We start from the raw sequence: 24849 nt of genomic DNA, 5'->3' as shown, positions 1-24849 counted from the left end.
ATAATTGGTCGGGTCAAAATTAATCTTTTTTATTGCAATCTCGAAATTTAGAACATAAAGTAATAATACTTTATAAATCTTTTTCCTTATAAATTTTTATCTATAAGGACTGATTTCCTGAAACTTTGTTACACCAAGTAAAATATTATGTTTGTTAAATATTAAAAGATAAATGGATAAATTAAGCTTTTTGGATAGCATTGCTCACATTGCTGTTTTTGTTTCATTACTATTGGCATTATTTTTACTAACGGTAAAAACCGAAAATAAATTGGCAAACAGGTTATTTGCCAGCTTTATTATTTTTTCGGCGATAGATTTCAGCGGACTCTTTGCGTACTCATTTCCTCACCAATACGCAGATCTGGAGTTTTTAAGAAGTACAACATGTTTACTCGAAATGCCTTTGATTTATCTTTATGTTCTGACAGTTTGTTATAATGATTTCCATTTAAAATGGAAACATTTAGTCTATACACTGCCTTTTATTGTCATGAATTTAGTTCTTGCACCGAGATTTTATTTGAAATCAGGTATCGAAAAAGAACAATTCATAGCCAATTTTCTACCAATAATTCATTCTCATTAGGCAAAGGAACAAAATTGCAAGTAGATTTTAGTTATACTACACCTTATAAAAGCGGCTTGTATACTACTGGATATGCATCAAGTCTGAATATTGGTTTTAAACAAGATTTGCTTAATAAAACCATGCAGATTGCCTTTTTGGTAAATGATGTTTTTAATACGTCTTACTTAAAAGATGATGTTTCAATTGTAAATGGTGTAAAACAGGTTTATAGCCAAAATGAAAGCAACCGATTTGCCCGTTTGTCTGTCGTTTATAACTTTGGTAACAAAAAAATTAATGTGAACCAGCGTGATTTTGGAAATCAGGACGAAAAAAACAGAGCGAGATAATTTTTGAACTGGATAATTAGTCACTTAGGAAATTAGATAATTGAAATTAAACGGAAGTATAGATTGAGTATCCTAACAGGCTTTTTTTTATGCGTAAAGTTTTTTTTGCGTGAGGATAGGAGCTGACTACCGAAGTAGTGTGGATAACCCCACCGTATTTGCGAAAGGCGCACATAAGCGGTTGGTTAAATAGCGCCTTTTGTGAATATGGTCACGCCCTAATTATAAAAAGAATGCCAGTAAAATTCCGAGTACAATCATAGAAACTTTGGCAACATTGAATTTGTGGCCTTCGCTGCTTTCGAAAATAATGGTTGATGAGATATGAAACAAAATACCGATGACAACGGCGGTGATTTCTGTATAATAATCGTTTAAAAAAGGTAAAAAGTCTGATGCAATTGTCCCAAGCGGCGTCATGATTGCAAAGGTAAGCATGAAGGCAAAAATGGCTTTTTTATTGAGGTTTGCATTGATGAAAAAGGTCGTCAGGATTACGGCAATAGGCAGGTGGTGAATGGCTATGCCGAGTGCTAAATCGTGATGATGACTTACAGGAAAACCCTCCAGAAAGGCGTGAATACAAAGGCTTATAAAAAGCAGCCACGGAATTTGACTCATTTGCGCATGTCCGTGTACGTGTCCGTGTTCGGCGCCTTTTGAGAAAAACTCTAATATGATCTGGAATAAAATTCCGACCATGATAAAAATTCCAATATTGTGATTGTGTGTTGCATAAACGTCAGGCAGTAAATGCATAACGGTTAGGGATAGTAAAAATGAACCGCTAAAAGCAAGCAATAGTTTTAGATTGGTTTTGCTTTTTGGTTTTAAAAACAAAGCCACTATATAACCTAAAAGTACAGAAAATAAGGGTAATAGATAATTCATTTCGTTTTGGTGTAATCGTTGATTTGTTTAATCGGTTAATCGGATAATTGTTTTTTTAACGATTAAACAAATTAACAGTTAAACAATTGAACCTATTTAAAAATCATGATTAATCGTTCGCTTTCGGTTTTATGAAACTTTTTGAGTTTATAATCTCCAAAAATATCTAAGAGATAAATTCCGGCTTCGTCCATTAATTCCTGAAAGTCTTTGAGGGTAAGGGCTTTTACTTTTTCGGTAAAATGATATTGACGTCCCTGGTCTTCAAAATCTATTTCTTTAAAAATATGCCCGTCCTGAACGTATCTTTTTATTTTAAAATCGATACTATCAACTGTTTTTACTTCTTCGGGAACCAGCGTTTCGATTACATTGGCTACGTTCATAAAGTCTATAACGGCAAAACCATATTCAGATAAGCTTTCTTTGATGGCTTTAAGGGTAGTAAGGTTATCATCGTCACTTTCGAAATAGCCAAAACTGGTAAACAGGTTAAAAATGGCATCGAACTTTTCTTCGAAAGGTTCGCGCATATCGTGCACTTTAAAATGCAGGGTTTCGTTGCTGTTTTTACTGGCTTCGGCAATGCTGTTTTCAGACAAATCAGCGCCTAAAACATTAAAACCTAATTGATTTAAATAGATAGAATGGCGTCCTTTTCCGCATGCTAAATCAAGAACTTTTGCTTTTTCGGGCAAATTGAGATAATGCGTAAGATTATCCATAAAAATTTGTGCCTCGCGGTAGTTTCTATCTTTATAAAGTATGTGGTAATATGGAGTATCAAACCATGAGGTAAACCAATTTTCGGTGTTACGTTCCTGATTTGGTGTTGATGAGTTTGGTGCGTCAGACATTTATTCTATTTCAATTAATTCAAAGTCCCGCAAATTTAGTGTATTTTTGCCGAAAAATAACTATTTCGTGACGATACCTGAATAATCAGATGTGGGTTTGCGATCGGAGTTTTTTTTAATACAAAAATAAAGATGGAAGAAAATTTTAGAATGATAGCCAAATGTTTTTTTGGTTTTGAGGAAATATTAGAAAAAGAATTGCGTGACCTTGGTGCTCAGGATGTCGAAAAAGGGGTGAGAATGGTAAGCTTTAAGGGCGATAAGGGTTTTATGTATAAAGCCAATTTATCGTTGCGTACCGCACTTAAGGTTTTAAAACCTATTTACTCGTTTAGAGCCAATAATGAGCAGGCATTATATAAGGGGATTTCTGGTGTAAACTGGTCTAAATTATTGAATGCCAATCAGACTTTTGTGATTGATGCAACGGTGCATTCGACTTATTTTAATCATTCTGAGTTTGTTTCTCAAAAATGTAAGGATGCCATTGTAGATCAGTTTAGAGAAAGAACGGGACAACGTCCAAGTATTGATAAAGCTTTTCCTGATTTGCGAATCAATGTGCATATCGATAAAGATCAGGTTTCGGTTGCATTAGATACTTCTGGGAATTCATTGCACCAGCGTGGTTATAGAACCGCTACAAATATTGCGCCTATCAACGAGGTTTTGGCAGCAGGAATATTGATATTATCCGGTTGGGAAGGACAAAGTCACTTTTTGGACCCAATGTGTGGTTCGGGAACTTTCCTTGCCGAAGCAGCTATGATTGCTTGTAATATTCCGGCAAACATAAACCGTAAAGAATTTGCTTTCGAAAAATGGAAAGACTGGGACAATGATCTGTTCGAACAGATTATAAACAGTCTGATGAAAAAAACAAAGGAATTTCATTATACTATAAAAGGTTTTGATAAAGCGCCAAGTGCAGTAAACAAAGCCAAAGACAATATCAGAAACGCCAATCTTGAAGATTATGTGACGATCAAAGAAGAAAACTTTTTTGATACTGAAAAAGAGGTTGAAGGAAAACTGCATATGGTTTTTAATCCGCCTTATGATGAGCGTCTGGATATTCATATGGAAGAGTTCTATAAAAATATTGGTGATACCTTAAAGAAAAGCTACCCGGGAACAAACGCCTGGTTTATAACGGCAAATCTTGAAGCGCTGAAATTTGTAGGATTAAAACCTTCCCGCAAAATTAAACTCTTCAACGCAAGCCTTGAAGCACGTTTGGTGAAATACGAAATGTACGAAGGGAGTAAGAGAACGAAATTTCAGGTTTCTGAATAAGTACAAAGCAGCAAAGGTTCAAAGGGACAGAGGTTTAAAAACTTTGTCGTTTTGAATTTTTATAACTTTGAGTCTAAAAAAAATCAGATTGAGTAATAGTGCAAAGAAGTAAGGAGTTATAAGCGCAAAGAAAATCCTTTGTCCCTTTGAACCTCTGTACCTTTGAACCATAAAAAAGAAAAAAATGTCAAAATTACAAGTAAGAGCTTTTTTATACCAATTAGGATGTTTTGCAATTTTATTTATTGCAGGACGATTTGTAGTTGCGATGTATACAGGATTAACGGGACTTTGGATTCCGATGACTGCATTTATCGTAGCTACTTTGATTTCGCCTAAATTTCAGGCAGTAAAAACCAAAGACGGTGAAAAGCTGTACATGAAATGGATTTTTATAAAAGGAATCAGAGAAATAGGTTAATTTAGTTAGCGACTCACGATAGCTATCGGGATAAAGGATTGTAAAGTTTTTTTTTTTCACGCAGATTCGACAGATTTAAGCAGATTAAATTTAGATAATTGATCTGCGCAGATTTGCTTGAGTCTTTTTAGATCTACGTGAAAAATATTTAAAATTATAAGCAGTCTATGTTTCTGTGTTGAATAAAACACTATTAATTTGTACGGATTTTAAAATAGTTGTTTATGAAGATAATTGGACTTATAGGTGGCATTAGCTGGGTGTCTACTGCTGATTATTACAAACTTATAAACGAGGGGGTAAATGAGAAACTGGGAGGTCTTAACTTCTCAGAATGTTTGATATACTCTTTTAATTATGCTGATATAAAAAAGAATAACGAAAAGAGCGATTGGGATTCGACCTTTAATATGTTATTAAACGCGAGTCAGTTTTTAAAGCAGGGTGGAGCAGAAGCCATTGTTTTATGTGCTAATACCATGCACTTTATCGCTGACAGACTAGAAGCAGCCGTGGAGTTACCAATTATTCATATTGCTACTGCCACTGCTGTTGAAATCGAGAAACAAGAATTGAAAAAAGTAGGTCTATTAGGGACTAAGTTTACTATGGAGCTTGATTTTTTTAAGGATAAGCTTCTGGCTAAAGGAATTCAAGCTATTATTCCGCAAAGTGAAGAGGATAAAGATTTTATTCACACTACCATTTTTGAAGAGCTAGGAAAAGGCCTTGTGACCAATGAAACTAAGAAACGCTATCTGGAAATTGCCAACCAATTAATCAAAGAAGGAGCCGAAGGAATCATTTTGGGTTGTACCGAAATTCCGTTGGTGATAAAACCCGGAGAGCTTTCTGTGCCTATTTTTGACACGGCTCTAATACATTCAAAGGCAGCTGTTGATTTTCAATTATCGTAAGCTTGCCATAAAACTTAAAAGCCATGAACTTAATTAATTTAAATTCATGGCTTTTTTTATTTTTGATATTCTTTAACTTTTACTGACTTGTTGTTTTTTATTTCGTACTCAGTATAAGTTGTTTTATCGTTGTCTTCGAAACTTTGAACTTTTTTAATCAAATAGAAATTGTTATTCGACCATTTGTAATAATAGTCAGATTCGTTTCCGCTTCCATCAGCTTCAAATTTTACAAATTCTTTATTTTTTTGATCGAAATTTAAATATTCTAAAGCTTCGAGTTTTGTATTTCTAATAAACTGTTTTTTAGTTTTATCATAAACAAAGTAGAGATAACCACTATCAAATTTAATTCTATCCGGAAAATAGATAGGAATTTTAATGTCCAGAAGTCCGTCAAAATTTAGGTCTTCTAATTCTACTGTTCCGTCTTTTTCGTAAATCGCTTTATTAAAGCCGGAAATTGTTTGTACTTTTTCTTTTTTAGAATTATAAATATCCAGTTTGCTAATTAAGAAATTATCAGCTAGTTCACCATTTGTGTTTTCAGCTTTACCTTTATATTGGTTGAGTTTGTAACTGTAATTTTTTGGATTAAACGAAGATAAATCTTCCAGACAGGAAAGAGTGGCATCGAATTTTTTATCTTTCTTTACGTTTTGCCATATCCCGCTTAATTTATATTCACTATCTAATTGTAATAAAAATGAGCCTGTTTTTTGCGGCACGTTTCCTTTTTTAGTTGTTGTATAACTTGTCTCGTCAAGTTTTATTTCGCCTGCTTTACAGATGCCTTTTGTAAAAATAGGCATGTCTTTACTGTTTTTTAAATAGTAATAGCTTCCTGAAACAGAATCTTGTCCCTGAATGAATTCAATAGTCATTTCTATAGGGTACTTATCTATTTTTCCGGAGAAATGAAGCGAGGTCTTAACAATCGTTTTTTGAGCAAAAGCAATTTGGCTAAAGGCAAAAAGAATAAGGATTTTGTTCATTTAGCTCAAAACTAATTTTTAGGAGTTTCTATAATTTGCGGAATAATAGTTTTTTTCTTGTAAAGCGGAATAAAGTAGGAAACGGTGTAATTGAAGCCTACTCCAAAACTTCCGTCGTAAGTTCTGTTAAAACCCGGTATGTATAAATTATCAAAACCTGATGGTTTTGAATTGGCTACGAGCATTTTTAGCTGAACTCCAAATCCAACAAATACATTATTAAACACTTTTGCTTTTAAACCCATGGCAACTTCAAGCCATCCTGCTGTTAGGCCGGTATATTTTTGACCAGCAGCAACTGGCGGCTGTTCTCCCCAATACGGATTTGCATTGTATATTTTATAGCTATTAAGCTGTTGGCTAAAAGTACTAAAACCGCCTCTTAAACCGATTGTAATTAAGTTTTCCATGTCGAGCCAGTTTTGATACAAATTGTAGTCAAAACCACCTTTGATGTACGTTCCTGTAGCGGTAGAGTTTAATCTGTCGTCATCCGTGGTTTTATCTTCGAAACCAAGTTCGGCTGCGATAAAGTATTTTTTCGTTAAACGAAAATCTCCTACAATTTCAATTCCTTTATAATCTTTATCATAAAGACCGCGAGTCAGTTTGTACAAATCGACACCTACACGAAGACCATAGCGATCTGTTTTGATGCTGTCTTTCTTTACTTCCTCAAGAGCAGGTTTTGCAGTTTCGGTTTTAGGCTTTTCTTTTGTTACTGTTTTAGTTGATGTTTCCTGAGTATGACCCAAAAACATTGAAAACAATAAGACAGAACTAAAAATATACTTCAAGGTGTGTTTCATTTTCAGATTCAATGTTACGGGTTTTTACAAAAATTTCCTGCATCCAAGGGCCGTCACCATCCGGATCTGTTCGTACGAAAGGATTTACTGGAGCGAGTGTAAATGTGGTTTTAAAACCGCAGGCTCTCGATACATATACATTTTGATGTGTATAATCTATTTTTAGAACATCGATATTTATGGCAGCAGGATTTGGACTTAATGAGTTATAGACAAACTTATATGTTGTCGAAATGGTGTCTGTTCGCAACGGGACAGAAACTGTACTTGCGTTTGTAACATATTTGGTTGTGTCTGTAACGCTTTTGTTGAAAATAATTCCCTCTGTTTTTCCTTGTCCAATAACCATTAAATTGTTTACATTTCTAAGTTTTGAAGGATCATTAATATCATAAAATGAAATTACTAATCGGGGAGTGGTGGGTGTATTTGCATCACAAATATCATCTTTCTCACAGCTGGATAAACCAAATGTAAAGACCAATAAAAGAGAGATTATTTTTTTCATTTATATTTTGTTAGCGAAGTTCTAAAAGTACAACATTTTCGACATGATGCGTTTGCGGGAACATATCAACCGGTCTCACGCGTGTAACTTTATATTTTTCGTCCATTAAAGCTAAATCACGTGCTTGTGTTGCTGAATTACAACTTACATAAACTACTTTTTTAGGAGCAATTTTCAGGATTTGATCGATAACTGCGGCGTGCATACCATCTCTTGGTGGATCTGTAATAATAACATCCGGTTTGCCATGTTCTGCGATGAAGCTTTCGTTGAAAACAACTTTCATATCACCTACAAAAAACTCACAATTCGTTATATTATTGCGTTCTGCATTGGCTTTAGCGTCTAAAATTGCTTCGGGAACACTTTCTACACCAATTACTTTTTTTGCTTTTTTAGAAACAAATTGTGCAATAGTTCCGGTTCCGGTATATAAATCATAAACGGTTTCGTTGCCCGAAAGTCCGGCGAAATCACGTGTTATTTTGTATAATTCATACGCCTGATCAGAATTTGTTTGATAAAAAGATTTAGCATTGATGCTGAATTTTAAACCTTCCATTTCTTCCAGGATATAATCTCTACCTTTATATAGTTTGATATTCTGATCGTAAATAGTGTCGTTTTGTTTGGAGTTTACGACATATTGTAACGAAGTAATTTGCGGAAACTTCTCATAAAGATGATCTAAAAGCAATTCACGATTTTTCTTGTCATTTTCGTAAAACTGAATCAAAACCATGATTTCGCCAGTCGAAGCTGTACGAATCATAAAAGTTCTTAATAAACCGGATTGCTCTCTTGGATTAAAGAAAGCTAAATTGTTTGCGTTAGCAAAATCTCTAATTTCATTTCTAATGGCATTAGACGGATCTTCTTGTAAATAACATTTTTGAATATCAAGAATTTTATCCCACATTTTCGGGATATGAAATCCTAAAGCATTTCTGTTTCCTAAATCCTCAGTGCTTTCTATTTCTTTCTCTGTTAGCCAGCGACTGTTAGAAAACGAAAATTCCATTTTATTTCTGTAGAAAAATTGTTTTTCAGAACCTAAAATAGTTTCGAATTCAGGTAGTTCTACTTTTCCTATACGCTGCAAATGATTTTTTACTTCGTTTTGTTTGTAATACAACTGTTGGCTGTATTTCATATTTTGCCATTTGCAACCTCCACAAACACCAAAATGATCGCATATAGGTTCTATGCGGTGTTCTGATAATTCATGAAATTTTACGGCTTTGCCTTCATAATAGGCTTTTCTTTTTTTGAAAGTTTGAACGTCAACAACATCACCCGGAACCACGTTCGGTATAAAGATTACTTTTCCGTCAGGAGCCTTTGCTACTGATACACCTTTTGCTCCGGCATCAAGAACCTGAATCTGATGAAAGACAACTTTGTCTGTATTTTTTCTTCCCATAGCGCAAAAATAAGGGTTTGTAAACTTTTTCAAATTTAATTTTCAAAATATTTTATCAAATTGTTTAATTTATTATTTTAATTGACATTAAAAGTTAACTTTGTTTTTAGCAATTAACCCAAATCTGCTATTTTTAATCCATTGATTGTTATATTTTTATGAATTTATATCATAACCTTTCACAAATTGGCTTTCTAAAAAAAAGTTATGCTTTCAAATTTTTATTTGTTGCTTTTATAGGAATTCATATTCCGTTGATAGGGATATTATTTTTTGTACTTTATTATAACCACAGTGTTTCGCCTACTTCGATTTTAGTTTTTTCTTTGATCATGACTTTACTGGCTACCTTGATAACGCTTTTGGTTTTAAATCAATTAATTAAACCCATATCGCTTGCTTCAAAATCATTAGACGATTATAGAAATAATAGAAAATTATCTATTTTACCCACTGATTATACAGATGAAGCCGGTTTGTTATTGTGCAATATTCAGGAATCTATCTATGAAGCGGAAAGTTTTATCAACGAAAAACAGGATTTGATTTATATGCTTTCGCATGATTTGAAAAATTTTGCAGGTAATCCGCAAGGCCTGGCAAATTTAATTATAAGCGAAAAACCATCTGAATCTGTTCGTCAATTGGCAGAACTGATTCGTGAGTCGACTAATTTGCAGTTTCGATATATCGAGAACTTTATAAAATTATTACAAGAACAGGATCGTGTTGTAAAAGGTAATCAGGAAAGCAGAACAATTTTATTGCATGGTATTTTGCCTTTCATTAACGAACAGGTCGAACAAAGGCTTATTGATAAAAATATAAAACTGAGCCTGAATTTAGAAATTACCGAGGCTAAACTAAGACTCGATGAAGGTTTGCTTGTTCAGGTTTTAGTAAATTTAATTAGTAATGCTATTAAATTCTCGTATTTCGACAGCGAAATTAAAGTTAGAATTTACAGTGAAAATTCAAAAGTGATAATTACGGTTGTAGATAAAGGAATTGGTTTTGATAAACATCAAATTGATGAATTGTTTAAGAAATTTACCAAAATGAGCCGATTAGGTACTGCAAATGAATCTTCAACGGGAATTGGATTGTACCTCTGCAAGAAAATCATCGAAAAAAACAAAGGAACATTAAACGCAACAAGCGAAGGCAAAAACAAAGGGGCCGAGTTTAGAATTGAGTTTGAAGGCTGATGAGTTATGAGTTATAAATTATGAGTTGTGGCGGGCAAGTAAATATGAAAGTTCTAGAAAAAAAAGCACTGAGATTAAAAAAAAATTAGAATCTCAGCAGCTTGTATTTTAGTAACTAAAAAAAACTACCATAAGTGATGCACGGAAGGTCTTATATATTCTTTGTAAATATTGTTCATGGCCTCGATTTTCCCCTGAGTTAATTCGGGTAAATCATAGACTGATAAATTCGACATTACATGATTGGCTGTTGAAGCTCCCGGAATGATACAGCTAATATCTTTAAAACTCAAAATCCATTGCAGGGCAATAGGAGCGAGGTTGGGTGTTTCAGGAAATAATGCTTTTAGTTTTTCTACAGCTTTTAGTCCCAATTCGTAATCTATACCTGAAAAAGTTTCTCCTTTATCAAAAGCATCTCCGTTACGATTAAAATTGCGGTGATCCTGAGCATCAAAAGTAGTTTTAGTATCAAATTTACCTGTTAAAAGTCCGCTTGCCAGAGGAACTCTCGCAATGATTCCGATATCTTTCTTTCTGGCTTCAGAGAAAAATAATTGAGACGGACGCTGACGGAATAAATTGAAAATGATCTGAACCGTTGTTACATTCGAATATTCGATTGCTTTTAAAGCTTCTTCGACTTTTTCGACGCTAACACCCAAATTCAAGATTTTACCCTGATCTTTTAAGCGATCAAAGATTTCAAAAATTTCAGGTCGGTAAAAAACTTCCGTAGGAGGACAGTGAAGCTGAATTAAATCTAATGTTTCTAATCCCATTCTTTTCAAACTGTCTTCAACATATTTTTGAAGTGCTTTTGGCTGATAACCTTCACTTATATGAGGATTTATATGACGTCCGCATTTTGTAGCGACGTAAATTCGTTCAGAGCGGGAACGAACAACTCTTCCCACAGCCGTTTCGCTTAATCCGTTTTCATAAACATCGGCAGTATCAATAAAATTTACGCCGTTGTCTATTGCCCTATTTATAAGTTCGTCGGCAGTTTTATCATTAAATCCTGATCCCCATTTTCCTCCTACCTGCCAGGTGCCAAGAGAGATTTCGGATATATTAAAGTTTGTTTTTCCTAGTTTTCTGTAGTTCATTTCTTTTTAGGTTCAAAGGTTCAGAGTGGCAAAGGTTCAAAGGTTTTTTGTAGAGGCGCACAGTAGTGAGTCTTTTTATATGCGTAGATTTTTTTTAAGAATCTAAGATTCAAAAGTAGAAAGACGCAAAGATTTTGGTATTAGTTTATAAAACTTTGCGCCTTTGAACCTTTTTTCTCAATCAAATAAATCCGAAGACAAATAACGATCACCGCGATCGCAGATAACGGCAACGATTACTCCTGATTCTAATTCTTCTGCGATTTTTAGGGCGACGGCAACAGAACCTCCGCTGCTCATTCCTGCAAAAACGCCTTCTTCGAGTGCTAAACGTTTAGTCATTTCGCGCGCTTCTTCTTCGCTGACATCAACAACTGAATCTACTTTTGTTGCATCAAATATTTTAGGTAAATATTCCTGTGGCCATTTACGAATTCCCGGAATTTGAGATCCGTCGCTTGGTTGTGCACCAATGATCTGAACTGCCGGATTTTTTTCTTTTAAGTATGTCGAGGTTCCAATGATAGTTCCTGTTGTTCCCATTGCCGAAACAAAATGCGTTACCGTACCATCAGTATCATTCCAGATTTCAGGGCCGGTGGTTTTATAATGTGCTTTCCAGTTGTCATCGTTCGCAAACTGATTTAGCATGATATAACCGCCTTCTGCCACTTTTTTGTCGGCATAGTCCCTTGAACCAATAATTCCTTCCCTAGCAGGTGTTAAAATCACTGTAGCGCCATAAGCACGCATGGTTTGAGTTCTTTCTTTTGTAGAATCTTCCGGTAAGACTAATTCGATCTCAATTTGAAACAATTGTGCAATCATGGCAAGGGCAATTCCGGTATTGCCGCTTGTGGCTTCAATCAGTTTATCTCCTTTTTTAATATCACCTCTTTCAAGAGCTGCAGCAATCATGTTATATGCTGCTCTGTCTTTTACGCTTCCGCCCGGATTATTTCCTTCAAGTTTCAGTAAAAGTTTTACATTTTTATTCTTAACCAAATTGACAGTTTCCATCAATGGAGTGTTTCCAATTAGGTTTAGCAATTTTTGTGCGTTCATTTTATTTTTTTTCTTTTATTTTAACTTCAGTTGTAGTGGTATTGATTACTATAGAACCTTCAGGAATCGATTTGGTCACCCAGGCATTTCCTCCTACGATACTATTTTTTCCAATAATGGTTTCGCCTCCCAAAATAGTAGCATTCGCATAAATGCAGACATTAGCTTCTACGGTTGGATGTCTTTTAGCATTTTTCATTTCTTTGCTCACGCTTAATGCTCCCAGAGTAACTCCTTGATAAATTTTTACGTGTTTCCTGATTACGGTTGTTTCGCCAATAACAATTCCAGTGGCGTGATCGATAAAAAAAGGAGATGCAATATCAGCACCCGCATGAATATCGGTTCCTGTAATTCGGTGCGCGTATTCGCTCATTAATCTCGAAAACAGCAATAGGTCCAGATGATATAGTTCGTGGCTTAAACGATAAATGGCAATGGCGTAGAAGCCGGGATAACCTAAATAAACTTCATCGATGCTATTCGATGCAGGATCATTTTCTAAAATATATTCGGCGTCTTGATTTAGTTTTTCAAGAACTCCGGGTAATTTTTCCAGAAATCGGTCCCAAATCGATTCGCATAAATTTTGAGGTTTTTTGCAGGCTAAAACAGCAATTTCTTTAAAGCAGATTTCTAGCTCATCAATGCTTTTATCTAAGTCTGCATTTGAATCAAAAAGGGTATAGAAAAGCTTCTCGGTAAAATCTTCAGTTTTGGTTTTGATTCCGTAATTTATATTTGAATGGCTTTTTAAAGCTTTAATATTTTGTATGATATTGTCTTTGGTCACAATTGTAAAATTGAATGGATAATTTAAAACGTTAAAAGTAATGCGTTTTTTGTAAATAAGGGCATGAATATTACAAAGAAATTTTGTTCTGAGAATTGTATTTGTGATAAATAAAATAAAAACATTGCCGAATTTTTTATGTGATTCTTAAGAACTTAAATGCGTAAATTAGCCTGTAAAATTTATAAAAATGAAAAATAATTCGACTTTTAAAAGTGCTATTTCTAATCTTTCTTTTCCTGAAAGTGAGAAAATTTGGGGAAAATCTATTCATGATCCAATTTTGGGGCTTATTATTGAAGACTTTCCTTCTTTTAGCGAACAGGATTGTATAGCGGTCAAAGAATTAAATGAATACCGCCAAAAATACATTTCGAGATATTTGTCGACAGAAATAGGAACGCTTTCTAATCTTGAAAAAAGTGTTATTAATTCTTTAAAAGAAGATAAATCAATAGTAAGTATTGTAGAGGACGAACAGGAACCCAGAAGTTTTGGACAAAGAATTGCCGATCAGGTAGCAGACTTTGGCGGAAGCTGGACTTTTATTATTTCGTTTTTACTTTTTATCGTCGTCTGGATTGGAGCCAATGTTTATATTTTGGTCAATAAGGGTTTTGATCCCTATCCGTTTATTTTGCTGAATTTGATTTTATCCTGTATTGCCGCATTGCAGGCTCCGGTAATTATGATGAGTCAAAACCGACAAGAAGAAAAAGATCGAAATCGTGCCAAAAAAGATTATATGATTAACCTTAAATCAGAATTAGAAATTAGAATGATCCATGATAAAATTGATCATATGATTATGCATCAGCAACAGGAATTAATCGAAATTCAGAAAGTACAAATCGAGATGATGAATGATATTCTGAATCAGATAAAAAAATAATTTAGGAGAATTTTGGTTTAGAAAAGCTTAAAAAAAAATTCAGAAAATATACTTTTTATGAAAGTATAAAGTCAAATATTTTTGATGATTTTTAGATTTTTCTGAAAGCTGGAAAGTGCTAAAAACGAAAAATAATAAATAGGTAAAAAAACAAAAATTAAGGAAGTTTTTCTTGAGAAAAAAAGTAAGAATGAATTGTGCTTTAAAAAGGGTTTTTAGTACTGTAAAAACAAGCCAGTTTTTTGCGTTTTTTGAGACATCATTTTCATGAGTTTTACCATGAGTATTTTGTTTGATTTCATCAGAAAAATATTTGATTCGTTTTAGAGAGTAGTGAAGTCCTATTTTAAAGTTTCATACTTTTGAATTCTTAATACGTAGAAAATGAAAACTTTTAAAATTTTAATAATGATTCTTGCGATTTCACTTGCGTTATATGAGCAGGTTTCAGCAGATAAAAATATTTATATAACGGTAATTGCGATTGTAGTTTTCATGTTTGGAATGATGCAGCTAAGCGCAAAAACACCTAGTAAAAATCAAGATAAAGAAGAACAGGATGTTGACTAAAGGAGATAAGGTTTCTGTCTTAGATGAAGCCATAAACGGAATAGTGATTTCGGTAAAAAACAATGAAGTTTTGATCGAAACTGAGGACGGATTTACGATGACATTTTTTGTCAATGAGTTGCTTAAAATACAAGAATCCAGTAATTTAATGAATTCTATTAAAAGAATTGATTTAGATGCGGTTTCAAAAGAGAAAGAAGAGCCAAAAGCAAGGAGTTTTGTCAAAGAAAAGAAAGATAAACGCGAAATCGCAGCACCGGAATTTGATTTGCATATCGAAAAACTGGTTCCTAATAAACGCGGAATGTCAAATTATGATATTCTGACTTTGCAGACAGAAACGGCAAAAAGACACATTGAATTTGCGATCCGAAACCGCATTCCTAAAATCGTTTTTATTCATGGTGTTGGCGAAGGAATTCTAAAAGCAGAACTTGATTTTTTATTGGGACGTTATGACGGAATAGATTTTCAGGATGCCAATTATCAAAAATATGGCTTAGGTGCTACTGAAGTTTATTTTAGGCAAAACAATAAATAAGACGCTTTTTTGCGCTTGAATTTATTCGTTTTAGAGCATAAAAAAACACCCGTTTTTCATTCTAATTTCAATACAAAATTAGAATGAAAAACGGATGTTTTTTTTGTAGGAATTAAGTGGTGTATTTAAAAGCTTAAAACAGGGTTTAAATTTATGGTACGACAACTTCTAAATTTCCTAAAGTATAATTTGTAGGCAACTTAAAAGTACTGTGATCTTTTTGTAATATTACACTTTTAAGAACAATAGTATGAGTGAAAACTTTATTGACATTTGTTGTCGTTACTTCTATAATTCCACTTTCTCCAGCAAGCCCATCCTGGGCAATCCATGTTTCGCTTACCGAAGGACTTGATGGTATTGTTGTGTTACAAAAGTAACCTTGCGTTAGCGTACCGTTTATATAAGTACGTAATAAAACTTTGTTTGTTGTACCATTAGCATTGATAAGACCTGTTCTTGGTGTTGTAGTTTTTTCATTAACGATCAATGCAGGATCGATATTGTCAATCGTTAATGCAGATGATGCATTGAAATTGTAAACCTGTTTTGAAGAATTTGTACATTGCTGTACAGGATTGGTAAAAGTTGTATTTGGTGAAGTATACGAAGTTGCGAAATTTCCAAATACGTATTCAGCTTCAATCTGATCTCCGGCAGGTTTAGCAAAGGTGATGTTTCTAAAAACAATAGTATGATTGTAGCCTATAATTTTGGTGCTTCCATCAGTTGCGGTTAAGTCTGTATTCTGAGTGGTAGTAATCTCTATTTTTCCGGCTGTTCCAAGCCATTCTTCTGTAATATTAGGTGTTTTTGGAGGTATTGTGCCACATATATTGGCAGTGGCAACAGTACCGTCATATGCTCTGTATACCACACGATATAAACTATTATCAATGTCATAAGAGTAAACAGACGGATCATTTATAATTTTATTGTCAGGTAATTGCAGTAATAAAGATTCCTGAGTTTTAAGTTTATATATTAGATTATTAGTTAATGGATCACAGGTTTGAGCTTTAATACTCTCGTTGCTAAAATCAATAGTATCTACTGTTAAATCACCATCATCGCAACCGTTTAGTAGTAGGGCGAACAATAGAAGGCTTGCATATTTTTTCATCGTAATTTTATTTGACGTCAAAAATAGTGAAAAATTTGGCAAATGATATTTAAGATTAGACAATTGATATTTCATAACTTTGCAGTAATGAAAAAAGTATACCTCGATAACGCCTCTACAACCGCTATGCGTCCTGAAGTTATTCAGGAAATGACTAAAGTAATGACAGAAGATTTTGGTAATCCATCTTCTATACATAGTTTTGGAAGAAACGGAAAGACTATTTTGGAGCTCTCCAGAAAAAGTATTGCCAAACATTTAAACTGTTCTGCACAAGAAATTATTTTTACTTCAGGAGGAACTGAAGCTGATAACTGGATTCTTCGTTCAGCCGTAGAAGATCTTAAAATTGAGCGTATCATTACTGCAAAAATTGAGCATCATGCCGTTTTGCATACTGTTTTAGTGTTAGAAGCGGAATATAATCTACAGGTTGATTACGTAAAAATAAACCCTGACGGAAGTATAGATCTTACTCATTTGTCTAATTTATTGGCAGAAGATAAAAAGACTATTGTGAGTTTAATGCATGTAAATAACGAAACAGGAACCATTCTCGACTTAGACAGAGTTGGGCTAATCTGTAAACAATACAATACTTTATTTCATTCAGATACTGTGCAGTCTGTTGGTAAAACCCAGATTGATTTACAAAAAACGCCAGTCGATTTTATTATTGCAAGTGCACATAAATTTCATGGGCCAAAAGGAATTGGTTTTGCTTTTGTTCGAAAAAACTCTGGATTACAGCCTCTTATTTTTGGCGGAGAACAAGAAAAAGGTCTTCGCGCAGGAACAGAAGCCGTGCATCAAATTGCGGGTATGGCAAAAGCCTTATCACTTTCGTATGAGAATTTAGAGCATGAAAGAATATATATATCCGGGTTGAAAATGTACCTGATTGATCAACTGGAGATTCATTTTCCGGGCTTTAGAATCAACGGAAAAAGAGATGACTTTTATAATATTATCAATATCATATTGCCTTTTTCTGCAGATAAAACGTCAATGCTTTTGTTTAGTTTGGATATGAAAGGAATTGCAGTTTCAAGAGGAAGTGCATGCCAGTCCGGAAGTATAAAACCTTCACACGTTTTAAAAGAAATGCTTTCGGAGACGGATTTAAAATTACCAAATCTCCGAATTTCATTTAGTCATTATAATACCAAAGAAGATATCGATTGGCTGATTGAGAGTTTGAAAGCTTTGTAGAGGTTCAAAGGTTCAAAGGTTCAGAGTGGCAAAGGGACAAAGGTTTTAAATTCCAATTGTGAAGCTGAAACTTGAAACCTGAAACAAAAAAAACTAAAAACTAAATTACTTACGAATAACTTTCACCTGCGAATCATTCGTTAGTTTGATGATTGTTGATGGTTTTCCGGCTAGTTTATCGTGGTTTAGTTTTACTACATAATCTACTCCTTTGATGATTTCAGGATTAATATCCTTGAATGCGATAGGAGTAGGCTGTCCTGAAATATTTGCCGAAGTTGAAACCAGAGGCTTTTTCATTCTTTCTAATAATTTAAAGCAAAAAGGCTCTTTCACTAAACGAACTCCTAATGATTTATCTGCGGCAATAATATTTGCGGCTACATTTCTGGGTTCATCTAAAATTAATGTAGTAGGTTTTTCAGATAAATCCCAAATCTGCCAAGCAACTTCAGGAATGTTTTTGAATACATTGTACATCATTTTTTCGCCATTCATCAAAACAATCATGCTTTGGGTTTCAGCACGCTGTTTTAATTTGTAAATTTTGGCAACAGCTTCCGGATTAGTTGCGTCGCAGCCAATTCCCCAGACTGTATCGGTTGGGTAAAGAATAATGCCACCTTCTTTTATAACTTCGTAAGCATTGTGAACTTCAGTGTTGATATCCTGACTCATAACCTAAAATATTTTTAATGATAACAAAACAACTTTGTTATAAGATTTGTTTATTTATAATTTGAACTATTTTTTCTAAATCAGCTGCAGCGATTCCTACATACAAAGGCAGGCATAAAATTCGTGATGCGATCGATTCAGAAATAGGCATTGTATCTCCTTTTGTATATTCTATTGTGTTTAAAGACGGATAGAAATAACGTCGGGGAATTATATTTTCATCTGCCAGCGCAGTCTGAACTTTCAATAAAACATCTTCTGAACTAAAAATCACAGGATAATAACTGTAATTCCATTCTGTGTTTTCTCTTATTTTTAAAGATTTTACGGTCTCAAAATTTAAATTTTCATTGTAAAAATTGACTACTTTTTTTCTTTCGGCAATAATATGATCCATATACGGGAATACCGCTAAGCCCATTGCTGACTGCAGCTCAGAGATTTTAGCATTTATTCCTAAACCATGAAATGCTAAAGGTCCATCATGTCCGAAATTATGGCTGTAATACAACTGATAAAACGTTTCTTTATCATCGCAGAATATTGCGCCACCTTCTCCTGTATGAAATAATTTTGTTGCGTGAAAACTACAAGTGCTTACATCTCCAAAATTAAACACAGACTGGTTATTATACTTAACCCCAAAAGAATGAGCAGCATCGTAAATGACCTTTAAATTGTGTTTTTTGGCGATTTTCTCAATTTCGATTACATGACACGGGTTTCCAAAAACATGTGTTGCCAGTATTGCTGTAGTTTTGGGCGTAATTGCGGCTTCGATTTTAGTTTCGTCGATGGATAAATAATCAGGATTTATGTCGACAAAAACAGGTGTACAGTTTTCCCATACAATTGCTGCAGAAGTGGCTACATAAGAAAAAGGAGTTGTGATTATTTCGCCTCCCTTTCCAAATAACTTTAATGCAATTTGAATGGGTATTGTACCGTTATTAGTAATGATTAAATTAGAAACGTCAAGATGTTTTTTGAGTTTATCTTCTAATTCTATAGTCAGTTCACCCCGGTTTGTAAGCCAAGCTTTATCCCATGCACGTTTTACAAAAAGGTTATATTCTTCTTGTGGAGGTAAAAAAGTTTTGGTTACAGGAATCATTAAATTTTTGATTAGTGGTTTTTAATTTATCTTTAAGGGTAAACTATTGTTATATTTGTGGGGTAAAAATAGCAAAAGAAACCTGAATTTTTGGCATAAGTCATTATTATAACAATATAAGAAAAACTACAAACAGCTGAGTTGTTTGAATGACAAGAATTTAAGAGACTTTTTTTATACAAGTAATAAGAATAATAAACTCAAAACAAATTTAAGAATACTATGGAAATCAACACTTTTTTGCGAAATTTTGCAGATATTTTAGATGACACAGATGCGGCATTAATTAAACAAGAAACTGTTTTTAGAGATTTGGAAGAATGGGATTCCTTAACAGCCTTGTCATTAATTGCTATGGCTGACGAAGAATACGCTGTAAAATTAACGGGAGATGATATTAAATCTTCGACTTCATTAAATGATATCTTCGAAATAATTAAAAATAAAGCATAATCAAATGGCTACTTTTTCAGTAAATAACATTGCAATAAAAGGTATATCTTGTTGCGTTCCCAAAAATACGGAACGCAACATTGATTTAGATATATTGACACAAGAAGAAATTCAAAAATTCATTGATGCCACCGGAGTTGAAGAACGACGCATAGTAACCAAGGAAATTTGTACTTCGGATTTATGTTGTGAAGCTGCTGAAAAATTAATCAAAGACTTAAACTGGCAAAAAGAAGAAATAGAAATTTTGGTTTTTGTTTCGCAAACTGCCGATTATATTTTACCTGTTTCTGCCTCAATACTTCAGGACAGATTAGGTTTGTCTACAAATTGTATTGCTTTTGATGTGCCACTAGGATGCTCCGGTTATGTTTACGGAATATCGATAATAGCCAGTATGATGAAAGCAACCGGTATCAAAAAAGGATTGCTTTTGGCTGGAGATACAAGCAGTAAATTACTTTCTAAGTCAGATAAAAGTACAATCCCGCTTTTTGGTGACGGAGGTAGTGCAACAGCATTCGAGCTTGATGAAAAAGCCGATAATTTGCTTTTTGATTTAGGTACAGACGGTTCCGGTTATAAAGCGATTATTATACCGGATGGAGGATCAAGAAACAGAATAAATGAAGATTCCCTTAAAGTAGTAAATATCGAAGAAGGAATTAGTCGTAATTCCTGCAATTTGGTTCTTGACGGAATGGATGTTTTTGGTTTTGGAATTTCACAGGCTCCTAAAACAGTAAATAAACTTATCGAAAAATTTGAAATCGATAAGGAAGCCATTGACCATTTTGTATTTCATCAGGCGAATCTGATGATGAATAAAATGATTGTTAAAAAATTAAAATTACCGGTAGAAAAAGTTCCTTATTCATTAAAAGGATTTGGAAATACCTCTTCTACAACAATTCCTCTTACTATCGTAACTGAGTTAAAAGAGAGTTTGACAAATGACAACAAAGATCTTATCATTTGCGGTTTTGGAGTTGGATTATCCTGGGGAACAGCCAAAATAAGGCTGGATAATGTTATGATTTCAGATTTGATAGAAATATGACAAAAAACTTAAACTACATAGACCAAGCAGTTTATCAAAAAGAAAAATCTTTGTTTCTGGAGGAATCCTGGATACTTGTTGCCCATAAAAATGAACTAGTAAACAATAATGATTTTGTAACGTTTGAATATTTTGGCAATAAAATATTTGTTCAAAATTATAACGGTACAATAAAGTCTTTTCAGAATGTTTGTTTGCACAGATTCAATACAATACATGAAGAACCTTATGGAAACAGGGTTTCATCATGTTTGTATCATAACTGGACGTACGGAAAAAAAGGCAATGTTATAGGCTTAATGTGTCGCAACTCATTCGAGAAAGACAATATAAACGAATTACGGCTTAAAGAATATGAAGTGGGTTATTGTGGTGATTTTGTTTTTATAAAATTAAACAACGAATTTGATAAAAGTCTGGAAGAATATCTAGGCAATATATTTGTTCCGTTACAAGAAATCAGCACACACTTTGGATCAAAAACAATCGATTATACTATTGAACATAAAGTAAACTGGAAACTTCTGGTCGAAAATGTACTGGAATGTTATCATTGTACATCCGTACACGAAAACTCATTTGCAAAAATGGGATTTGGTTCTATGGCCCCGGAAAAATTTGATTTTTTTAATGCGCACAGTTGGTGTGAATTTCCTAAAGGAGAAAGCGCCAAACAAAATAAAATTATCGAAAAATCACTGGCAGGCCGAACTTTTAAAACACAAGGGTATTTGCATTTTTATTTGTATCCCAATGCTTTTATAAGTTCTGTAGAAGGTAAAGGTTTTTACTTTGGTTTTATGCTGCCGGAATCTCCTTCGAAAACAAATTTAAGAGTGCGTTATTTCTCTCCAAAATTTGATAAAGAATTAAGCGAATCCGAGCAAAATATTATTGATTTTATTAATAATAGTACCAACGAATCTTTGGATTTGGTTTTAAATGAAGATAAAAAGATAGTAGAAAATATTCAGACGAATCTCGTGAATTTTAAAGACAGCTCGCCAATATTTGGTGATGAAGAATTTAGAATTCTAAAGTTTTACGAATATTTTAATGCTAAAAAAGAATTAAAAGAGATATAATGAGCCCATTTGATTTATCAGGAAAAAAAATAGTAGTAACCGGAGCATCTTCAGGTATAGGATATGAAACCTGTTTAGCCATCGCCAGACAAGGAGGCACTTTTATTGCCATTGCAAGACGGCAGGATTTTCTCGAAAAACTAATCCAAGAATGCGGAAGCGAAAATAGCTTCATAGCTGCTGATTTATCCAAAATAGAGGATATTAAAACTATTGTTGATTCAATCGAAAATATTGACGGTGTTGTTCATTCAGCAGGAATAGTGTCGTTGGCGCCCGTAAAATTTTATTCAGAAGAATTGATGAATGAAATGAGAAGCATCAATTTTGATTCGATTGCTTATCTGATTAATTTAATATTTAAAAAGAAAAAAATAAATAAAGGAAGTTCGATTGTGCTGGTTTCCTCTATAGCCGGTTTGTTCGGTATGAAAGGAAACGGGATTTACGCTGCAAGCAAAGGCGCGTTAATTGCCATTTCTAAAGTCTGGGCTGCTGAATTTGCTGCCAGTAAAACGCGTGTAAATTGTGTTTCACCAGGAATGGTTAAAACCGAAATAACATCAAAATCGATTGAAGATTTATCTTTAGAAGTGATTCAGCAAGATGAAAAAAAATACCCGTTAGGATACGGAGATCCGGTTCAGGTGGCCAATCCTATTGTATTTTTATTGTCTGAGGCAAGCAACTGGATAACGGGGCAAAATATAGTTTTAGACGGAGGAAGAACATCAACGATATAATCCTGACAATGAAAGCGAATATAAAAGCCATTTCGTATTATTTACCCGAAGCTGTTTTATCTAATGATTTGATAAATCAGGAATTTCCTGAATGGGATATCGAAAAAATTAGTTCTAAAACAGGAATCAATTCGCGACATATAAGTGCCACTGATGAATTTTCATCGGATATGGCGGTGAAAGCGGCAGAGAAATTATTTACGGAACATAATATAGATAAATCAACTATTGATTATTTGTTGTTTTGTACGCAGAGCCCTGACTATTTTTTACCCACGACCGCATGTATTATTCAGGATAAGTTAGGATTAAACACATCAATAGGGGCCTTAGATTTTAATTTAGGATGTTCCGGATTTGTTTATGGTTTAAGCTTGGCAAAAGGCCTGATTGCAGGTGAAATGGCTAAAAATGTTTTACTAATTACTTCAGAAACGTATTCCAAATTTATTCATCCAAAAGACAAAAGCAACAAAACTATTTTTGGTGATGCCGCTGCAGCTACCTTATTAACTAGCGAAAAAGGATTTTGTTCTATTGGCAATTTTATTTTTGGTACAGACGGAAAAGGAGCAGAGAACCTTATTGTAAAACAAGGCGGTATGCGTTTTCCTGTTTTGGATGAAAATGAAGATATCGAAGATGAATTTGGTAACGTAAGAAATGATAAAAATTTATTCATGAACGGAACCGAGATTTTCAATTTTACAGGTGAATTTGTTCCAAAGCTTACCGAAGCGATTTTAGAAAAATCCAGCTTAACAAAAGACGATATCGACCTGTTTATTTTTCATCAGGCTAATAAATACATGTTGAATCATTTAAGAAAAAAAATAAAAATCCCTGAAGAGAAATTTTTTATTGCCATGGAACATTGTGGTAATACGGTTTCATCAACCATTCCAATCGCTTTGTATGAAGCTCAGCAACAAGCTAAATTAGCCGATAGTAAAAATGTTATATTAGCAGGTTTTGGTGTGGGATATTCATGGGGTGCATGTAATTTAATAATAGAATAATGAAGAATCTAATAATAATAGGAGCAAGAGGATTTGGTCGTGAGGTTTATGATCTTGCCACACAATGTTCCGGTTTTAATATCGAATATGTTATTAAAGGTTTCTTAGATGATAAGGCAGATGCTCTTGATGGTTTCGAAAATTACCCTTCTATTATTTCTTCTGTAGAAAATTATAAAATTGAAGAGAATGACGTTTTTGTCTGCGCATTAGGAACTGTAAAATGGAAAAAACATTATGCAGAGTTAATTTTATCAAAAGGAGGTTCGTTTATTAATCTTATTCATCCTTCGACCAAACTAAATACGAACGTTGTTGTTGGTAATGGTTTGCTGGTTTTTATGTATGCCAATATTAGTAATGACTGCATCATTGAAGATTTTGTAACTATACAAGGGTATGTTGGTTTAGGTCATGATACTAAAATTCATAAATGGGCACATTTAAGTTCCTATTCTTTTACAGGTGGTTTTGTTGTGCTTGAAGAAGAATCAACTCTTAATACCCGTGCGACGGTATTGCCTCACCTAATAGTTCGAAAAGGGGCAACCGTAGGTGCCGCAAGTCTTGTAATTAGAAACGTAAAAGAAAACACTACCGTTTTTGGGGTTCCGGCTAAAAAGCTTGAGTTTTAAAACTTATTTCTATAGTAAAATTCTCATATAAAGTTTGAATTAGCGTTTAAATTAAATAAGAATGAGTACTAAGAAAAACGTTTTAATGATTTGCTCTTGGCTTGATTATAAGCTAAGATTAGGAAGTTTCTTTATGGAACAGGCTTTAATATTAAGTGATGAATTTAATTTTATCCTGATAAATTTTCGGCCGGTTAAATTTAAGTTTAAAAATTTTAAGAAAATTTTTAAGATAGAGAAAAATATTTATGAAGAAAAGGTTACAATCCTCTACTTATATTATCCATCGTTTAAGATTTTTAAGAATAATTACTTTTTAAAATTAATCGAAAAAAAAGCTTTCAGAGTTTTGCATCAATATTTTAAAAAAGATAAAATTGAAATTGATTTACTTCATGCGCAAAGTGTTTTCGATGCAGTATTTTGGGCTTTGAGTTATCACGAAGAATATAAAACACCTTATTTGCTAACAGAGCATAATTAGTTTACATTAAGGAATATTGGTAAG

General features: G+C 33.6%; 28 protein-coding genes. 16 read left to right on the top strand and 12 right to left on the bottom strand.

Going from position 1 to position 24849, the window contains the following annotated elements; all coding sequences use genetic code 11:
- Nucleotides 1–456 precede the first annotated feature (456 nt).
- Nucleotides 457–921, top strand: a complete 465-nt coding sequence (locus GIY83_RS12485; protein ID WP_208681590.1) for an outer membrane beta-barrel protein — start codon at nucleotides 457–459, stop codon at nucleotides 919–921.
- Between the two features lie 222 nt (nucleotides 922–1143).
- On the opposite strand, the gene GIY83_RS12480 is transcribed toward GIY83_RS12485, so the two are convergent.
- The gene (locus tag GIY83_RS12480; protein WP_121318961.1) at nucleotides 1144–1812 is read right to left on the bottom strand and encodes a ZIP family metal transporter; all 669 of its coding nucleotides are present in this window, start codon (nucleotides 1810–1812) and stop codon (nucleotides 1144–1146) included.
- Between the two features lie 92 nt (nucleotides 1813–1904).
- The gene (locus GIY83_RS12475) at nucleotides 1905–2669 is read right to left on the bottom strand and encodes a bifunctional 2-polyprenyl-6-hydroxyphenol methylase/3-demethylubiquinol 3-O-methyltransferase UbiG (protein WP_194615466.1); all 765 of its coding nucleotides are present in this window, start codon (nucleotides 2667–2669) and stop codon (nucleotides 1905–1907) included.
- A gap of 132 nt (nucleotides 2670–2801) precedes the next feature.
- On the opposite strand from GIY83_RS12475, the gene GIY83_RS12470 reads away from it, so the two are divergent.
- The 3 genes from GIY83_RS12470 (at nucleotide 2802) to GIY83_RS12460 (ending at nucleotide 5303) form a co-directional block, all read left to right on the top strand.
- On the top strand, nucleotides 2802–3965 hold the full coding sequence (locus GIY83_RS12470) for a class I SAM-dependent RNA methyltransferase (RefSeq protein WP_194615467.1): 1164 nt from the start codon (nucleotides 2802–2804) through the stop codon (nucleotides 3963–3965).
- Nucleotides 3966–4149: 184 nt separating this feature from the next.
- Nucleotides 4150–4386: a hypothetical protein gene (locus tag GIY83_RS12465; protein WP_194615468.1), complete on the top strand. Its 237-nt coding sequence runs from the start codon at nucleotides 4150–4152 to the stop codon at nucleotides 4384–4386.
- 224 nt (nucleotides 4387–4610) lie between these two features.
- Nucleotides 4611–5303 (top strand): aspartate/glutamate racemase family protein, encoded by a 693-nt coding sequence (locus GIY83_RS12460; protein ID WP_194615469.1) that lies wholly within the window; start codon nucleotides 4611–4613, stop codon nucleotides 5301–5303.
- Nucleotides 5304–5359: 56 nt separating this feature from the next.
- Here GIY83_RS12460 and GIY83_RS12455 read toward each other — a convergent pair whose 3' ends face one another.
- The 4 genes from GIY83_RS12455 to rlmD are packed head-to-tail and all read right to left on the bottom strand — an operon-like array spanning nucleotide 5360 to nucleotide 9038.
- Nucleotides 5360–6298 (bottom strand): hypothetical protein, encoded by a 939-nt coding sequence (locus tag GIY83_RS12455; RefSeq protein WP_194615470.1) that lies wholly within the window; start codon nucleotides 6296–6298, stop codon nucleotides 5360–5362.
- A gap of 11 nt (nucleotides 6299–6309) precedes the next feature.
- Nucleotides 6310–7107 (bottom strand): DUF6048 family protein, encoded by a 798-nt coding sequence (locus GIY83_RS12450; protein WP_194615471.1) that lies wholly within the window; start codon nucleotides 7105–7107, stop codon nucleotides 6310–6312.
- Nucleotides 7079–7615, bottom strand: a complete 537-nt coding sequence (locus GIY83_RS12445) for a DUF6452 family protein (protein ID WP_194615472.1) — start codon at nucleotides 7613–7615, stop codon at nucleotides 7079–7081. The genes GIY83_RS12450 and GIY83_RS12445 overlap by 29 nt, the downstream gene beginning before the upstream one ends.
- Before the next feature lie 10 nt (nucleotides 7616–7625).
- A complete protein-coding gene (gene rlmD, locus GIY83_RS12440; protein WP_194615473.1) occupies nucleotides 7626–9038 on the bottom strand; it encodes a 23S rRNA (uracil(1939)-C(5))-methyltransferase RlmD in 1413 nt (470 codons plus the stop codon).
- Nucleotides 9039–9196: 158 nt separating this feature from the next.
- Here rlmD and GIY83_RS12435 point away from each other — a divergent pair, with 158 nt between their 5' ends.
- A complete protein-coding gene (locus GIY83_RS12435) occupies nucleotides 9197–10246 on the top strand; it encodes a sensor histidine kinase KdpD (protein WP_208681588.1) in 1050 nt (349 codons plus the stop codon).
- 125 nt (nucleotides 10247–10371) lie between these two features.
- Here the strand turns inward: GIY83_RS12435 and GIY83_RS12430 are convergent, their stop codons facing one another.
- The 3 genes from GIY83_RS12430 to GIY83_RS12420 all read right to left on the bottom strand — a co-directional run bounded on the left by GIY83_RS12430 (nucleotide 10372) and on the right by GIY83_RS12420 (nucleotide 13216).
- A complete protein-coding gene (locus tag GIY83_RS12430; protein ID WP_194615475.1) occupies nucleotides 10372–11358 on the bottom strand; it encodes an aldo/keto reductase in 987 nt (328 codons plus the stop codon).
- 177 nt (nucleotides 11359–11535) lie between these two features.
- Nucleotides 11536–12423 carry a cysteine synthase CysM gene (cysM, locus tag GIY83_RS12425; RefSeq protein ID WP_194615476.1) on the bottom strand — a complete coding sequence of 296 codons (888 nt, stop codon included), beginning with the start codon at nucleotides 12421–12423 and terminating at the stop codon, nucleotides 11536–11538.
- Between the two features lies 1 nt (nucleotide 12424).
- Complete coding sequence (locus GIY83_RS12420) at nucleotides 12425–13216, bottom strand: serine O-acetyltransferase (RefSeq protein WP_194615477.1); 792 nt, start codon at nucleotides 13214–13216, stop codon at nucleotides 12425–12427.
- 190 nt (nucleotides 13217–13406) lie between these two features.
- Between GIY83_RS12420 and GIY83_RS12415 the strand changes: the two genes are divergently transcribed.
- The 3 genes from GIY83_RS12415 (at nucleotide 13407) to GIY83_RS12405 (ending at nucleotide 15219) form a co-directional block, all read left to right on the top strand.
- The gene (locus GIY83_RS12415; RefSeq protein WP_194615478.1) at nucleotides 13407–14108 is read left to right on the top strand and encodes a DUF1003 domain-containing protein; all 702 of its coding nucleotides are present in this window, start codon (nucleotides 13407–13409) and stop codon (nucleotides 14106–14108) included.
- A gap of 384 nt (nucleotides 14109–14492) precedes the next feature.
- Nucleotides 14493–14678, top strand: a complete 186-nt coding sequence (locus GIY83_RS12410; protein WP_194615479.1) for a hypothetical protein — start codon at nucleotides 14493–14495, stop codon at nucleotides 14676–14678.
- Nucleotides 14668–15219: a Smr/MutS family protein gene (locus GIY83_RS12405; protein ID WP_194615480.1), complete on the top strand. Its 552-nt coding sequence runs from the start codon at nucleotides 14668–14670 to the stop codon at nucleotides 15217–15219. Before GIY83_RS12410 ends, GIY83_RS12405 begins: the two co-directional genes overlap by 11 nt.
- 151 nt (nucleotides 15220–15370) lie before the next feature.
- Here GIY83_RS12405 and GIY83_RS12400 read toward each other — a convergent pair whose 3' ends face one another.
- Nucleotides 15371–16342: a hypothetical protein gene (locus tag GIY83_RS12400; RefSeq protein ID WP_208681586.1), complete on the bottom strand. Its 972-nt coding sequence runs from the start codon at nucleotides 16340–16342 to the stop codon at nucleotides 15371–15373.
- An 87-nt stretch (nucleotides 16343–16429) separates the two neighbouring features.
- Between GIY83_RS12400 and GIY83_RS12395 the strand changes: the two genes are divergently transcribed.
- Nucleotides 16430–17554, top strand: a complete 1125-nt coding sequence (locus tag GIY83_RS12395; protein WP_208681584.1) for a cysteine desulfurase family protein — start codon at nucleotides 16430–16432, stop codon at nucleotides 17552–17554.
- A 105-nt stretch (nucleotides 17555–17659) separates the two neighbouring features.
- On the opposite strand, the gene GIY83_RS12390 is transcribed toward GIY83_RS12395, so the two are convergent.
- Nucleotides 17660–18232 carry an L-threonylcarbamoyladenylate synthase gene (locus GIY83_RS12390; protein WP_194615483.1) on the bottom strand — a complete coding sequence of 191 codons (573 nt, stop codon included), beginning with the start codon at nucleotides 18230–18232 and terminating at the stop codon, nucleotides 17660–17662.
- 37 nt (nucleotides 18233–18269) lie between these two features.
- The gene (locus tag GIY83_RS12385; RefSeq protein WP_208681582.1) at nucleotides 18270–19346 is read right to left on the bottom strand and encodes a DegT/DnrJ/EryC1/StrS aminotransferase family protein; all 1077 of its coding nucleotides are present in this window, start codon (nucleotides 19344–19346) and stop codon (nucleotides 18270–18272) included.
- Between the two features lie 222 nt (nucleotides 19347–19568).
- On the opposite strand from GIY83_RS12385, the gene GIY83_RS12380 reads away from it, so the two are divergent.
- The 7 genes from GIY83_RS12380 (at nucleotide 19569) to GIY83_RS12350 (ending at nucleotide 24825) form a co-directional block, all read left to right on the top strand.
- On the top strand, nucleotides 19569–19799 hold the full coding sequence (locus GIY83_RS12380; RefSeq protein WP_078008137.1) for a phosphopantetheine-binding protein: 231 nt from the start codon (nucleotides 19569–19571) through the stop codon (nucleotides 19797–19799).
- 4 nt (nucleotides 19800–19803) lie between these two features.
- Nucleotides 19804–20859 (top strand): ketoacyl-ACP synthase III, encoded by a 1056-nt coding sequence (locus tag GIY83_RS12375; protein WP_194615485.1) that lies wholly within the window; start codon nucleotides 19804–19806, stop codon nucleotides 20857–20859.
- Nucleotides 20856–21944 (top strand): aromatic ring-hydroxylating dioxygenase subunit alpha, encoded by a 1089-nt coding sequence (locus GIY83_RS12370; protein WP_208681580.1) that lies wholly within the window; start codon nucleotides 20856–20858, stop codon nucleotides 21942–21944. Before GIY83_RS12375 ends, GIY83_RS12370 begins: the two co-directional genes overlap by 4 nt.
- Nucleotides 21944–22687, top strand: coding sequence for an SDR family NAD(P)-dependent oxidoreductase (locus GIY83_RS12365; protein WP_194615487.1), 744 nt, complete (start codon nucleotides 21944–21946; stop codon nucleotides 22685–22687). Before GIY83_RS12370 ends, GIY83_RS12365 begins: the two co-directional genes overlap by 1 nt.
- 8 nt (nucleotides 22688–22695) lie before the next feature.
- The gene (locus GIY83_RS12360; protein WP_194615488.1) at nucleotides 22696–23706 is read left to right on the top strand and encodes a 3-oxoacyl-ACP synthase III family protein; all 1011 of its coding nucleotides are present in this window, start codon (nucleotides 22696–22698) and stop codon (nucleotides 23704–23706) included.
- Entirely contained in the window at nucleotides 23706–24341 is a 636-nt protein-coding gene (locus GIY83_RS12355; RefSeq protein ID WP_194615489.1) for an acetyltransferase, read from the top strand. Before GIY83_RS12360 ends, GIY83_RS12355 begins: the two co-directional genes overlap by 1 nt.
- Nucleotides 24342–24402: 61 nt before the next feature.
- Nucleotides 24403–24825, top strand: a complete 423-nt coding sequence (locus tag GIY83_RS12350) for a hypothetical protein (protein WP_194615490.1) — start codon at nucleotides 24403–24405, stop codon at nucleotides 24823–24825.
- The last annotated feature ends 24 nt before the right edge of the window (nucleotides 24826–24849 follow it).

Origin of the sequence: Flavobacterium sp. SLB02 (genome assembly GCF_009664855.1) — a bacterium.
GTDB lineage: Bacteria > Bacteroidota > Bacteroidia > Flavobacteriales > Flavobacteriaceae > Flavobacterium.
The sequence above is the reverse complement of the archived record's forward strand: the minus strand, read 5'-3'. Positions and strand labels throughout refer to the sequence as shown.

Coding starts and splice junctions, on each gene's coding strand:
- GIY83_RS12485 (WP_208681590.1), top strand. CDS start 457: ATGGAAACATTTAGTCTATACACTGCCTTTTATTGTCATGAATTTAGT.
- GIY83_RS12480 (WP_121318961.1), bottom strand. CDS start 1,812: ATGAATTATCTATTACCCTTATTTTCTGTACTTTTAGGTTATATAGTG.
- GIY83_RS12475 (WP_194615466.1), bottom strand. CDS start 2,669: ATGTCTGACGCACCAAACTCATCAACACCAAATCAGGAACGTAACACC.
- GIY83_RS12470 (WP_194615467.1), top strand. CDS start 2,802: ATGGAAGAAAATTTTAGAATGATAGCCAAATGTTTTTTTGGTTTTGAG.
- GIY83_RS12465 (WP_194615468.1), top strand. CDS start 4,150: ATGTCAAAATTACAAGTAAGAGCTTTTTTATACCAATTAGGATGTTTT.
- GIY83_RS12460 (WP_194615469.1), top strand. CDS start 4,611: ATGAAGATAATTGGACTTATAGGTGGCATTAGCTGGGTGTCTACTGCT.
- GIY83_RS12455 (WP_194615470.1), bottom strand. CDS start 6,298: ATGAACAAAATCCTTATTCTTTTTGCCTTTAGCCAAATTGCTTTTGCT.
- GIY83_RS12450 (WP_194615471.1), bottom strand. CDS start 7,107: ATGAAACACACCTTGAAGTATATTTTTAGTTCTGTCTTATTGTTTTCA.
- GIY83_RS12445 (WP_194615472.1), bottom strand. CDS start 7,615: ATGAAAAAAATAATCTCTCTTTTATTGGTCTTTACATTTGGTTTATCC.
- rlmD (WP_194615473.1), bottom strand. CDS start 9,038: ATGGGAAGAAAAAATACAGACAAAGTTGTCTTTCATCAGATTCAGGTT.
- GIY83_RS12435 (WP_208681588.1), top strand. CDS start 9,197: ATGAATTTATATCATAACCTTTCACAAATTGGCTTTCTAAAAAAAAGT.
- GIY83_RS12430 (WP_194615475.1), bottom strand. CDS start 11,358: ATGAACTACAGAAAACTAGGAAAAACAAACTTTAATATATCCGAAATC.
- cysM (WP_194615476.1), bottom strand. CDS start 12,423: ATGAACGCACAAAAATTGCTAAACCTAATTGGAAACACTCCATTGATG.
- GIY83_RS12415 (WP_194615478.1), top strand. CDS start 13,407: ATGAAAAATAATTCGACTTTTAAAAGTGCTATTTCTAATCTTTCTTTT.
- GIY83_RS12410 (WP_194615479.1), top strand. CDS start 14,493: ATGAAAACTTTTAAAATTTTAATAATGATTCTTGCGATTTCACTTGCG.
- GIY83_RS12405 (WP_194615480.1), top strand. CDS start 14,668: ATGTTGACTAAAGGAGATAAGGTTTCTGTCTTAGATGAAGCCATAAAC.
- GIY83_RS12400 (WP_208681586.1), bottom strand. CDS start 16,342: ATGAAAAAATATGCAAGCCTTCTATTGTTCGCCCTACTACTAAACGGT.
- GIY83_RS12395 (WP_208681584.1), top strand. CDS start 16,430: ATGAAAAAAGTATACCTCGATAACGCCTCTACAACCGCTATGCGTCCT.
- GIY83_RS12390 (WP_194615483.1), bottom strand. CDS start 18,232: ATGAGTCAGGATATCAACACTGAAGTTCACAATGCTTACGAAGTTATA.
- GIY83_RS12385 (WP_208681582.1), bottom strand. CDS start 19,346: ATGATTCCTGTAACCAAAACTTTTTTACCTCCACAAGAAGAATATAAC.
- GIY83_RS12380 (WP_078008137.1), top strand. CDS start 19,569: ATGGAAATCAACACTTTTTTGCGAAATTTTGCAGATATTTTAGATGAC.
- GIY83_RS12375 (WP_194615485.1), top strand. CDS start 19,804: ATGGCTACTTTTTCAGTAAATAACATTGCAATAAAAGGTATATCTTGT.
- GIY83_RS12370 (WP_208681580.1), top strand. CDS start 20,856: ATGACAAAAAACTTAAACTACATAGACCAAGCAGTTTATCAAAAAGAA.
- GIY83_RS12365 (WP_194615487.1), top strand. CDS start 21,944: ATGAGCCCATTTGATTTATCAGGAAAAAAAATAGTAGTAACCGGAGCA.
- GIY83_RS12360 (WP_194615488.1), top strand. CDS start 22,696: ATGAAAGCGAATATAAAAGCCATTTCGTATTATTTACCCGAAGCTGTT.
- GIY83_RS12355 (WP_194615489.1), top strand. CDS start 23,706: ATGAAGAATCTAATAATAATAGGAGCAAGAGGATTTGGTCGTGAGGTT.
- GIY83_RS12350 (WP_194615490.1), top strand. CDS start 24,403: ATGAGTACTAAGAAAAACGTTTTAATGATTTGCTCTTGGCTTGATTAT.